This window comes from Beijerinckia indica subsp. indica ATCC 9039, from assembly GCF_000019845.1.
In the GTDB taxonomy this organism is placed as follows: Bacteria; Pseudomonadota; Alphaproteobacteria; order Rhizobiales; family Beijerinckiaceae; genus Beijerinckia; species Beijerinckia indica.
The window spans coordinates 3,004,040-3,017,272 of record NC_010581.1 but is presented as its reverse complement, the minus strand read 5'-3'; the positions used below and the strand labels follow the sequence as shown (position 1 = coordinate 3,017,272).

Below are 13,233 nucleotides of genomic sequence, written 5' to 3'. Positions count from 1 at the left end.
TAAATATATATTCGAATCAGTAACCACAGCTTAGCGGGTGGTATGATAGGGAACCGCTAAAAGCGGTTTAAAAGGATTCTGCACCTTTGTGATGGGGCTATGGGATCAGAGTGGGTTGTTCCCATCCCGCGATCCTGAAGCTCCTGGTTCTTGATGTAGGTTCTCACCGTTTCCTCGTCTCGACCGACTGTCGAGGCCAGGCCTCCCGTTCCCGGGCTTTGTTGCAATCATCACACGGATTTTGCCTGTCGGACCGATCACAAGGACGCTTTCAAAGCTGAATGATCGCGTTGATGATGGATGCTCCGCATTTGCCGCGATCTTCGCGGTGATCCTGTCCGCCGCCAGTTCCATAGTTGGAACTGAGGAACAGTTTTGTCTGGCAGGATCGCGGGCACAAACGGCGGATCGGACTCTTGTCTCTCCCGCGCGATATACCGCCATGAAATAATTGCGATGAAGAAAGGCCACGTCGACGGGCAACCGCGCAAATACTTGGGTCAGATGAACGGTTCTCCGCGGCAATCAATGCTTTTTCTCCCTGGCTCCAATCACGCCGGCGTCCGGATCCCGTAAAGACCTCGAATCGCCGCGGACGTTTATCGTCTTTGGTTCCAGGCGTAAGCTCAGTGATCGTCATATGCCTAAGCCTTCCATGAGCTCAAACACTCCTTATTCCGCCCGCCGGAAAAGATGCCTTCAAACCACTGCTTACTTTATAAGTATTGAGTGAAAAATAAATATAGCAATATCAACTGTTATCATCGGCTGATATTGACCGCAATATTCTGTTTATATTTGTATAAAATAATGGAATTATTAAAGTGCTAATAATAAGTCCCGGCAATATCGAAAGACAATCTGCATATCGACGTGCAAAACGCCGCGGATTGGAGGCCAGACGCCAAGCCCACTCAAGATTAAGCTTGCGGATCAAGTCCGGTGCGCGAAGTTGGTGTCCAGAAAGAAAGTCTAGACCCGCTCCAATCGACAACAGGGCCATTCCAGATACATGTTGTGCAGCTCGATGAGAAAAAACTTCCTGCTTGGGGGCCCCAAATGCAAGAAAAGCAATGCGGGCACCAGAGTGATCTATTATTTTTATAAGTTCATCTGCATCCCTTCCTTCAGGGTCAAAACCATAAGGTGGCGCCACATAACCTCGAACATCTAAGTTGGGGAATTTTGTACATAAATATTGTGAAGCAAACTGAAGCGAGTGATGTGTTGATCCGCAAAGGAATATACCTATACCTTTGCGAGCTGCTTCTGCACATACTGGCTCGATAAGGTCTGCTCCCGTTGTTCTTTTGACTTTTTTATTAAGTAAGCGCCCTATTAATACGATCGGAAATCCGTCTGCCGTTACGATTTCCGCAGCATTATAAGCTTTTGCAAATTTTGATTCTCTTTTTAATTTAACTATATGATCAAGATTTATTGTAAATACCGTGAATGACTCATCAGACAACAATAGATCAAATATCCGTCTCACGACCATCTTCTCAGAAAGGCCGTTTACAGCAATATCATTGACCTTAAAAGCATCACCCCAACATGTCATATTATAACCCCTCTATGTAATATATTATATGAGGTTACCATCTATATTTAGATATATCAAAGTATTTCACTTATTTATCTGGTATAATATGATATATAATTATATACTATAATAGTAATATGTGCATATAATAACATTATTATATATATCTATACATGTGGAGACGATGTTGTATGGTTTAATAGCATTAAGTCACACTCTAAGGAATGCTGTGAATCATGAGGTATGACGTTATGGAATTGATTTCGATGCGTTAGCTCGGCACATGCGAGTCGTTCGAATGCTTTCAGAATTCTTTCAGCAAGATTCGTGTCGCGTAACAAATGTTGACTAGTCATAATAGTTCGCACGCGTTCATATTCATGTAATGAAAGACAACGTGACAGTATTTCAATGACTTCAACAAGGTCATCGTCGTGCGATGCCGCTGACACCGAATTCGTGGGGATATTCTGTTCGCTGTAGTCAACATAGGCTGAACTCGCGGAGGGCGAAAGAAGGAGGGACCCATCCTCCTGCTTTTCGGGCGATGTTCGCAATGCTCGTAATTGCTGCCGAACCGCTGAAACCGATACGGTTTTTCCTGATTCAACTATAGCAAGCACGTTGTTGACAATCTCCTGCGGTGTAGTTTGCGCCGACAAGATGTAAAGCAGTGAAGGTGGCAAAAGCGCGACATTCGCGCTTTTGCCTTCTGCCCATAGCGCAATTTTCATATATCCTTGCGCGGTTCGAGCAGGAATGCCGACCTCGCTTTCCACCCAGTGGATAAAGGCGCCATGTGAAAGATAACGTTTGGCGCCAATCAAATCTCGGCCAATCTGGATGAAGGATTTTCCAATATATCGCCGCAGGCGGTCCGCTTGGCCTTGTAAAAAATTGGCAACTGATAACTCAACTTCATTATAGTTGAATGGCTGTATGTCTTTAGAATAATTAACGACATTATGATTTTTAACTCCAAGCATGGCACCCTTCCTAAATTTATACACCCCCTGGATGACGGTTACTTCAATGTCGCCGCCGGATACGTTCAGACAATGAATTATAATAGTGCATTTATAGATCGTTTTTACAACCTATGGTGATATACAAATTTATCATTTATTAGCGCGTTTTTTGGCTTATGAGGTTTAAGACGTCCGTGCCATGATGCTTACTGAGCGGTTTGCGAACTTGCAGAGGTTTGCGCAACATCTCGCAGACTTGCATCGAGAGAGGAAAACTTTTTGCTGGGTCCGGTTCAGTAGACCACCAGATGATGGTGGCTGCTACGCAAATGGTGGCTATGAAGCTATTGATGTTGTGGCAGAACATGCGTCCAATGATATTGCGCTGCTCGTAAATAGCCTTGTCGTAGTCGTAGAGAATCTTGTGGTTTTGCGCGGTGAAATAATGGGTTGTATGCTGCGTTCTTCAAGCCCTTCGCGCAGATCCTTGCTGTCGTAGTCCTTGTGCAGCGGATACTGAGCCAAGCCGCTTTTTCCGTTGACCGTGCAGTGATGAACCTTCATGCAGAACTGTCGATGAACAACCGATCCGATGCATCTTCCGCACCAGCGAGCACACTGAAGAGGCCTTCAAAGATTCCGGGCCCGGACCAGCGGACGAAACGGATTGTAGAGGATTTTCTTTGGCTCATGGACATCCGCGCAATTGGCCCGGCAACCGCCATAGGGTAGGGCATAGACGACCCCGCTCTGCACCCGGCAATCATCGCCCTTTCCTCGCCTCGCACATCAGTCGGAAAAAGCGGTTTGATCGTAAGGGAGTTCTGAGGGTCGTCTTGCGTTTGAAGGAATGATGCTGCGATCGGTAGTCTATGGCGGAGAGCAACATGAAGGATGAGGTCGAATTGGAAGGGAGAGATCCCACGACCGGTCGCAAGGAGTGGTCCTAACAAGCGCACCCAGCCCTCGGGGGCACCGCAATTGGCTGCTCGCTGGCTCAAAGGCAGGCGGAAAACGAGCAGTCGCTATCCGATCTATCATCGAAACCTGCAAGTTCGATGGCAGCTATCCGCTCGTTTACATCACCAACGCCACACAAAAATTGTCTCCAGTTGGCTAAACAGCCACATCAACGAACTCATGCCATAGGCATGGTCAAAACCGTAAAACAAGACGACGCCTGATCGATCTCCGCTTCGAGAATACGCTTACGTTCGATCCTGACTATTTTTTAAAAGAAAACATAAATAAATCAGCTATCTTACCATCCTCCTGGCTAAGAGATGGGTGGTGCATGGGACGATGTCCAATGGGATCGATTCACGGGGAATAGACCAAAGCAAAGGCTATCCGAAGGACACTTATCCTACCGCATCGCCGTGCTAATGAAAAGAATGAACACAGGCTAGCAAATGCCTAAAGTCGCTTTAGAAGCACGCAACGATCATCGATCTTTTTATGTGTTGAGTTATTGGCATATCGTGTATTTAATTTATATACTGGCAACGCCTGGCTGAAACGCTATTTAGCTTTCATCACCAATAGGGATCATTAAAAATGAACGTATGCCTATTACACCCTTTCGATCCGCGCGGACCGAAAGTAGGCGGTCTAGAGACATACATTCGTGATTTTATCCGCTTTCATCCGGATGACATAAATATACTGATGATAGGTGTGGATGGAAAGGGCGACTTGCCACTAGGTAAAGTCACCGATCTTGAAGTACAAGGACGCCATATCCGTTTCATGCCCATTATACATTATTCGGATAATCAAATTCACGAAGCTGCCAAAAGTATACTAAATAGCATTACATTCCAATTTGCAGCAGGTCTTGCTAGACATTTGCTTGAAATCAGAAAATTACTTAAGAGTGGGATGTATACCGTAGATCTGAGGCGCGTCGAATTTGCGTTTTTTTGCGTCCTCATGAGAACGCCATTCTTTCAAATGCTGCATGGAGAAGGTGCGCCAAAGCTAAAAATGGATTCCTTACTAGGTAGATATCGCTTTATACACAATTTTAACGAGCAATTTGCAATTAAGCATTGCGAACGTTTTTTATGCGTCAACCCAATGATAACTGAGCGAATAAAATCTCTGTATCCCAGTTATGCAGGAAAGATATCTACGCTGACAACTTGGTACAATCCTGACATATATGCACCAACTCAGTTTATTCTAAATGATAATATATTACGTATATTGTTTTGCGGAAGACTCGATGCTTTTAAAGCGCCGTGGTTAATGTTTAAAGTAATAAAAAACTTAAAAACGGCATTAGGTAAAGACCGTATAGAGTTCCACTATATCGGAACAAGTGAACCTACACGCTTTACTGAGTTCGACGATATACAGGATGTAACGCATTTACATGGGTTTCAACCTCAAAAGAAAATCGCGGAAATTGCTATGTCAATGCATGCAACTATTCTGACCTCCGAATTCGAAGGTATGCCACGCTGCACGCTCGAAGGGCTTGGTGCAGGTCGCCCAGCTGTAGCAGTTCATCTTCCTCAGTTAGAGGCAGTAATAGAGGACGGTTTAAGTGGTTATCTTGTTCCTCGAACATCAGAAGATAAGATGCTTGAAAAGCTTACCGAGCGATTCCTCCAAATTTGGAAAGAGATTAAGCTTGGCCATATCGATCCACAAAAAGTTGCTCACAAGGTAGCAGACTTCACGCCGCAAATATTGCTTGAAAAAGTATATAGTTATCATCGCGAAGTGCATCAACGCTTAAATGTTTAGTATTAAAATCATAAACACCGGATTTAGGCCAAGCTTTGCACCTTCGGCTTTATAGGGTATAAGACATTGATGCTTCAAACAAACAAGCAAGCAAAATATTATTTGGACCCCTCATCATTTAGTGAGCACGGCGCAAATTTTAGCTTTGCTCGTAGCTGGTCCACTATACAGAGACAATGGCGCTTAATAGCAACTATTATGTGTACTTTAATTATTTTTTCAACGCTCTATATAATTATTGCGCCTGCAAAATATACAGCTAGCACGACTGTATTAATAGGCGGCAGTAAGAATCAAGTTTTTGAAAAAACGCAAATTATCGCCGATGCACCACCGGATACATCTACAATAGATAGCCAAGTAGAGGTCATTAAGTCGGAAAGCGTTATATTGCCAGTAGTTCGTAAATTAAAACTGATAAATGATTCAGAATTTAGTGGATCAGAGCGCGGTATACTGCAAAATTGCATTGCATACATTACATCATTTTTTTCTAAGCCACGTCTGACTAGTGAGACAAAGATTGATTACAAAATAACTCAAGCTTTGTTACGTAATCTTATTGTCAAACGTGTTGGCCTAACTGATGTAATCGAAATTACCTATACATCGCTGGATCCTGACAAATCGGCACAAATCGCCAATGCAATTGCAGATAGTTACATAATATCTGATCTCGATGCAAAGTTTGAAGCAACACGCCGAACTGGCGAATGGTTGCAAGATCGCATAAAAGAATTACGAATGCAGTCTGCTGCCGCAGACGAAGCTGTGCGTAAATTCAAGGAAGAAAATAATCTCGTTGATACATCGCGTGGATTGATATCTCAACAGCAATTAACTGATCTCAATACACAGCTAATAGCAGCCAGGACCCTAACAGCTGAAGCAAAGGCTAAGTTGGACGCCCTCCAAGATTGGAACGGCAATGTAACGAACTCCAAAATTTCTGATGCATTGAAAAGTGATGTTATTTCCCGATTACGCGCTCAGTATCTCGATTTTTCCGCTAAAGAAAGTGAATGGGCTAATCGTTATGGAGCAGACCATCTTGCTGCTGTCCGTCTTCGTGATCAAATGCACGAAATATCAAAATCAATCAGCTTAGAACTGAATCGCATCACCGAGACCTACAAAAGTGACTACAAGATTGCGTCAGCACGGGAGGGTGCGATTGAAAAAAGTTTGAACCAGCTTGCTCTTGAAGCCGCTGGAACAACAAGTAAGGCACAACTTCAGCTGCGAGTTCTTGAAAGTACAGCTCAAACCTACCGAACTCTCCATGACAATTTCCTACAACGTTCGATGGAAGCCACTCAACAACAGACATTCCCTGTGAGCGAAGCACGGATCATCACTAAAGCAGATACACCGGAAAGAAAATCGTCGCCAAAGACTTTGCTCATCCTATCAGGAGCTACTTTCATCGGCTGCTTTTTAGGCGTTTTTGCAGTTTTTGTGCGGGAACGACTGGATAATGTTTTTCGTACAGAGGCGCAAATCGAGGAATTCACCGGTCTCAAATGCTTTGGAATTCTTCCTAAAATATCGTTTCTGGAGCAACAAAATGAAAATGTTATAAGCAAATTAGAACGGATGCTTCCTACGAATTTAGGCATCTATCGTTACGTCATTGACGCACCGTTTTCCCGCTTTGCCGAAACATTACAGAATGTCAAGTTATCTATTCAAATTAGCGGCCGGGTAAGCAAGGTACGCACCTTTGGCATAGTTTCCGCCTTACCAGGAGAAGGTAAGACGACGATAGCGGCTAATTTTGCAGCCATTCTAGCCCAGGGAGGTAAAAAAATACTCTTGATTGATAGCGATCTCCGTCACAATTCAATGACAAAGGGGTTTATTGGTAATACTGACAACGGCTTGCTCGCAACCATCGAAAATCTAAGCACTGTTAATCAAGTTATTTGGCATGATCCTATTTCAGGCATCGATTTCCTTCCGGCTGAACCGAGGATACATATTGCCCATACTGCGGAGATTCTATCCTCAAAGTATATGGAACAACTCATCAACTGGGCAGAAGAAAACTACGATTATGTTGTTCTCGATTTGCCACCTATTATGCCTGTAGTCGACGTAAATTCGATAAGTCACCTAATAGATAGATTCATCATGGTTGTGGAATTGGGCAAAACAAAAAAAGAGATTGTGTTGAAAAGCCTCTCTAAGTTGGAATGTCCTATCGAGCGGATTCTCGGAGTTATTTTAAATAAAGCAGACGTTCAGTCATTGAAACATTTAGAATCATACCATTATCATGATATATGATTGTCATAAATAAAATAATATCATTAACATATTTATCTAAAGAAGTACCGTGTATACTTTTATAACACACATTATTTTTCCAAATATAACGATTATTTCGCAATCTAACCTAGCTACGCCAAGGCAAAGTTATCGTGCTGCAGGTATGCTCCGATTGATGATTGAGGCTCTAACAAACTTCGGGTTTTCCACATGCGCCTTTTATTATTTACAAGTGAATTTTATCCTTTACGCGGTGGAATCGGGACATATGCAGCCGAACTCGCCCGCGGTGCTACGGAGCTTGGTGGTGACGTAACGTTATACGCACCGTCCTATCACCAAGACTTAGCTGATGATGACTTAAAATGCTTTCCTTTCCGTGTTATCCGCTATGCCGGGCATCGGCATACGATGAAGAATCTTCCGCAAAAATTGCAGATTGTGCGCCGTGCAGTTCGATCCGAGACATTTGATATTATTCATGCCATGGATTGGCCCTTCTTCCTGCCAGTCCACCTCATGGCTCCATCAAAAGTGCACAAACTGTTCACAGTACATGGTAGTGATGTCAATGAAATGCGGGCGCCGGTTAAAGCAACTATCATATCGTTAGTTCGACTATTCTCGGGTAAATCGGAAATTTTAGCAAATAGTAACTTTACTCGTTCTCTCTTCAACCAACATTTCCCCGACATACCACCCCATAAAGTAAAAACGGAGTGGCTTGGAGTATCGGATTTCTGGTTTCAACCAGCTGCTAATCGTAGCGAAACGAGATTCAAACTCGGTGTTGCAGATGATGCTTATGTCATTCTCACGGTAGGACGCCTCACGCCCAGAAAAGGCCATCTCTCTGTAATTGAAGCTCTATCACGTCTTCCAGAGCGTATTAAGGAACACACGATTTATATAATCGTCGGACCTCACTATGATGGTGAGTACACCAGTAAGGTGAAGGTTGCTGCTGCGGCGTCTGGATGCAAAACATTGTTTTTAAATGAACTATCAGACGACGTCTTGCGTGATCTTTACAAGGCGTGCGATGTGTTTTGCCTCACTGGACACACAAAGCTAAACGGTCTTGTCGAAGGTTTCGGACTTGTCTATTTGGAAGCTGGCGCACAAGGGTTACCGTCGATCGCTGGTAACGTTGGCGGTATGCCGGAAGCTGTTGAGCACGGAAAATCTGGATTGGTCGTCAATAGCAACGATGCAGACTCTATCGCGCAATCATTGTGTGAACTCCATGATCTTCCGAGATTCCGCCAAGCATTGGCAGATGGAGCGCTTGAACGAGCGAAGATTTTGACTTGGCGCCGTTGTGTTGCAGCTTCGTATGGTTTTTCATCCCATCATGCAAAGTGGCTCCAACCACATTCTAGTCCAATTTCTCTTACATCAGATATCACCCAACCGCAGAATGGGCTTGCGCGCCGTAGTGTGCTTGGAGCCTTCGCGTCAGTTGGACTTCTTAAAACGAAAATATTAGCGGCAACGCCCACAACGATCCTTCCTTTGAAGCAGGCTGCCGCACGCGTAGGTCTTTTATTCGGATGTGCTTTCGATAAGATAGCGATTTCTGATGCAGCCTATGGAGCGCTCATCAAGACTCACGCTGCAATCCTTACAACCGATTACCATATGAAATTTAAGGCACTTCGTCGTAATGGACCAGAAGCGGATTTCACGATCGCAGATAGTTTAATTACGTTTGCGGATGCGGCAAGTATCCCTATTCGTGGCCATAATCTGATTTGGAACGAGGGAAATCCAGATTGGTTAATCAAACTTCCTGCAAATGAACGCATTGAGTGGTTAGAACGCCATATCAAGGAGGTGATGGGGCGTTATCGTGGCCGCATACATTCTTGGGATGTAGTCAATGAGCCTTTTTGGCCTGGCCATAAAAAGCCAGGCGGCTTTCGGGATGGCCCTTGGTATTCCGCACTTGGACCAGAATATATCATCAAGGCTTTTCAAATAGCTCGACGCACCGATCCGTCAGCTAAGCTCGTCTTAAATGAAGCTTGGGTGGAACGGTCTGATGATCTCGGCTTAGTTGTTCGCGAGGAGTTGTTTAAGCTTCTCCAGGATCTTTCGGTGCGAGGTCTTATTGATGCAGTTGGTCTTGAGTGTCATATCCGCCCCCATTATACGCGAAATTTCGATATCCTTGCACAATTCATCGCAAAGGTGAGTACGCTTGGAATTGATGTCTATATCACCGAACTCGATGTTGATGATTCTATTTTCTCTGGCTCGATGTCTGAGATCGACGATAAGGTCGCCGAAATCTATGGGGATTTCGTCCGTGCTATCACAAAAGCTCCAGCCGTGAAAATCTTAGAGACTTGGCAATTGGCTGATCGCTATAGCTTTTATCAAGATCAGCGTAAGGGAACAGCGCGTCCTTTACCATTTGACACTTCACTTGCACCTAAGCCAGCATACCATACAATTATTAGCGCTCTTATAGACGCCGGCTCTCAACCTGTTGGAGTAGTCAGGACACCCCAACACTAGATTCCGTTGACAAAGAGGATTCCCAAGAGATTACAAAAAGATTCAAAGCTGCTTTTTTAGGGCAGGGGGGCAAATCTTAGTTCTGAGGTGATGTCGGATGACGAATGGGGCTTCTTTAAACTCTTTTCGATTGAACGCAGTCCAAGGAACGGTCGTCCACTTGCCGATCATCGTCTGGTGTTGGACGGCGTTTATGGATCGTCGCCTGCATGGGTGCACCGTCGCACGCTCTGCCAGATTTCCTTGGCAAGGCGGTATTGTCTCATCGTGGTCTTGAACAGTTCTTGTGCGGATTCGACATCACATAGAACGTGTGAGGAATGATACTCTAGGATGAACACTTCCAAAGAGCACCGTCGAACAGCAAAGCGAGAAGCCGGACTCATGTCAAACATGAAGGAGATTAAACAACAAAATATGATTGTCTCTATATGGTCAAGTACAGAATCAACTGGATACTAAAGAACATTTCTCCCAATTCATTTAGATCAAAATTGGAATAGTTGGCCACGATAACGTAGGGGTTGGATATTTCTATTTTTTGATGATTGTTTATAGTATACATTATTGACATAACAAATACGCAGGCAATATGGCTGTTTTTGATACATCAGCCTAGTAGATATTTTCTCTTTGAATTGGAAGGGGGTTAGCAATGGTGAAAATTCTTCCCATCATCATGTGTGGCGGCTCCGGGACCAGGGTCTGGCCAGAATCGCGGGAAAGCCTGCCCAAACAATTCATTTCGCTGGTCGGAACGACCTCCACTTTCCAGTCCGTGATCGAGATCGTGTCCGACCCAATTTTCGAGACACCGATCGTCATTTCCAATCACGATTACCGCTTCCTCGTGTCCGAGCAATTGGCGCAGATCAACAAGGAAGCTCAAATCGTCCTGGAACCCTGCCGGCGTGATTCCGGTCCAGCCGTGGCGGTCGCTGCGGAGCTCGCCAATCTCATCGCGCCCGAAACCGTTGTGGCCGTTCTTGCCGCCGACCATGTCGTGCAGGATAAGAAAGGTTTCGTCACCCTGTGTCAACATGCCGCGGTCGCCGCAGCCGAAGGTTATATTGTGACGCTCGGCATCAAGCCGACCGCGCCGGCAACGGGCTATGGCTATATCAAGACGGGCAAGGCCGTCGTCCCTGATGGAACGGCCCTGAAGGTGGAAGCCTTTGTCGAAAAGCCCGACTTGCCCACGGCCGAGCGCTATATCACCGAAAACTATCTCTGGAATTCCGGTAATTTCATCTTCCGCGCCGATGTGATGCTCTCCGAATTGCAGGCTTTCGAGCCCCAGATCGCGGAAGCCGCGATCGAAGCTGTGGCCCATTCGAAGAAGGATATGAATTTCACCCTTCTCGACGGCGAGGCCTTCGCCAAGGCGCCGAAAAAATCCATCGACTATGCGGTCATGGAAAAAACCACCAAGGCTGCCGTGGTGCCGGCCGATATCGGCTGGTCGGATGTCGGCAATTGGTCGAGCGTATGGGAATTGTCCGACCGCGACGAAAAGAATAATTCGATCCGCGGCAACGGCCTCATTCTCGATGCGTCAAACGTTCATGTCCGCTCGGACGGGCATTTGACCACGGTCGTCGGCGTCGATGATGTCATCGTCGTCACGACGCAGGACGCCGTCCTGGTGCTCGACGCCAAACATGGCGACCGGGTCAAGCAGCTCGTCGACCGGCTGAAGGAAGAAAAGCGGACCGAGGCCCTGGAACATAAAAAGTCCTACCGGCCCTGGGGCTATTATCAATCAGTCGATTCCGGCGCGCGCCATCAGGTCAAGCGCATCGTGGTCAAGCCCGGCCAGCGCCTTTCCCTGCAGAAACATTTTCACCGCGCCGAACATTGGATCGTCGTTCAGGGTACGGCGGAAGTCACCCGCGACAACGAGATCCATCTCGTGCATGAAAATGAATCGATCTACCTGCCGATCGGCTCGGTCCACCGCCTTGTCAATCCGGGCCGCATCAATCTCGAACTGATCGAAGTCCAGACAGGCTCTTATCTCGGCGAGGACGATATCGTCCGCCTGCAGGACGTCTACAACCGCAACTAGAAATATGGCGTTGCTGCAAACTTTGGTTTACGATGTGTCGAGGGAAAGCTATGATTTTGTGTTTCCGATCTCGGACGCTGTTGTTTGTCGTCAATGCCATTATCAGGAAGCTGAGCCACTAGTCCAAGGGGCAATGCAAAAACTGACATTCAACGGCTCGCAGAGTATTCAGTTCGTGTTTGTATACATGTATTATCGCGTGTTTCCTATTGATCGCTCATGTTTACAGATGGTCGTTTTTGTACGATACTAGTTTATTTTACTATTAATATCTCTCAATCGAAATTTGACCACATGATTTCTAGGAAAATAGATACATTCCTTGCATTACGCGCTGATAAGCGGTTACTCATTAGTCGAGAGCGTATCACATTGCTCGAGGCTGTGATGCAGCACGGAAGCATTACCAGAGGAGCGGAAATTGCTGGTTTCAGCTACAAAACTGCTTGGAATGCTGTTCACGACATCAATGATCTTCTCCCTTACCCAGCCTTTATTATCCACTCGGGCGGCATACAAAGCGGTGCTGAGATTACGGAAGAAGGCCGCCGTCTGATCGCCATTTTTCGTCATCTTGAGAAAAAGTTGGGGCGGATCTCTGACATGATCGCCGAAAAAGGTCTTAAGAACGATCGTGATCTCTTGTTTTGGGGGATGGCGATGCGCCTTAGTACCCGCAATGCTTTCCGTTGCACAGTAAAGAATGTGCTATCAGCGCCTATCAATGTTTTAGTTCAGCTGCAAATCTCGCCTGAATGTGAGATCGCCGCTGTTCTGACCAGTACTAGCGTTCAGGAACTCGGCTTGGTGGTTGGATGTCCTGCCGTCGTCCTGGTAAATGCTTCTTCGGTGATATTGACCACAACCGAGGAGCCACCGAGAATTTCAGCCTGGAACAAGATTCCCGGTACTGTGCTGACCTATATCAAAGATGAGACCAATTTTGAGGTCATTGTTGATATAGGAGATGGCATGACTATTACATCGATTATCTCTTGTGAGGAAACTGAAGAAGGCGATTTTCATCCAGGCAAAAAGGTTTGGGCGATTTTCAAGACGTCCGATGTCATTATCGCAAGCGATTGATCACGTCCTTTCCATGA

8 protein-coding genes are annotated in these 13,233 nt (G+C 45.7%); 5 read left to right on the top strand and 3 right to left on the bottom strand.

Features of this window, described 5'->3' with window-relative positions; all coding sequences use genetic code 11:
• Positions 1-271: 271 nt before the first annotated feature.
• From BIND_RS21360 to BIND_RS13370, 3 genes are all read right to left on the bottom strand, one after another.
• Complete coding sequence (locus BIND_RS21360) at positions 272-640, bottom strand: transposase (RefSeq protein WP_148210643.1); 369 nt, start codon at positions 638-640, stop codon at positions 272-274.
• 111 nt (positions 641-751) lie between these two features.
• Positions 752-1,564, bottom strand: coding sequence for a WecB/TagA/CpsF family glycosyltransferase (locus tag BIND_RS20725; protein ID WP_012385579.1), 813 nt, complete (start codon positions 1,562-1,564; stop codon positions 752-754).
• A gap of 149 nt (positions 1,565-1,713) precedes the next feature.
• On the bottom strand, positions 1,714-2,532 hold the full coding sequence (locus BIND_RS13370; RefSeq protein WP_012385578.1) for a DUF3102 domain-containing protein: 819 nt from the start codon (positions 2,530-2,532) through the stop codon (positions 1,714-1,716).
• Positions 2,533-4,071: 1,539 nt separating this feature from the next.
• Here BIND_RS13370 and BIND_RS13360 point away from each other — a divergent pair.
• From BIND_RS13360 to BIND_RS13330, 5 genes are all read left to right on the top strand, one after another.
• A complete protein-coding gene (locus BIND_RS13360) occupies positions 4,072-5,268 on the top strand; it encodes a glycosyltransferase (RefSeq protein ID WP_012385577.1) in 1,197 nt (398 codons plus the stop codon).
• Between the two features lie 69 nt (positions 5,269-5,337).
• Positions 5,338-7,557: a polysaccharide biosynthesis tyrosine autokinase gene (locus BIND_RS13355; protein WP_012385576.1), complete on the top strand. Its 2,220-nt coding sequence runs from the start codon at positions 5,338-5,340 to the stop codon at positions 7,555-7,557.
• Positions 7,558-7,749: 192 nt separating this feature from the next.
• Entirely contained in the window at positions 7,750-10,062 is a 2,313-nt protein-coding gene (locus BIND_RS20720; protein WP_012385575.1) for an endo-1,4-beta-xylanase, read from the top strand.
• Positions 10,063-10,717: 655 nt separating this feature from the next.
• Positions 10,718-12,130: a mannose-1-phosphate guanylyltransferase/mannose-6-phosphate isomerase gene (locus BIND_RS13340; RefSeq protein WP_012384191.1), complete on the top strand. Its 1,413-nt coding sequence runs from the start codon at positions 10,718-10,720 to the stop codon at positions 12,128-12,130.
• Between the two features lie 219 nt (positions 12,131-12,349).
• Complete coding sequence (locus BIND_RS13330) at positions 12,350-13,216, top strand: TOBE domain-containing protein (RefSeq protein WP_244395893.1); 867 nt, start codon at positions 12,350-12,352, stop codon at positions 13,214-13,216.
• Positions 13,217-13,233: the final 17 nt, after the last annotated feature.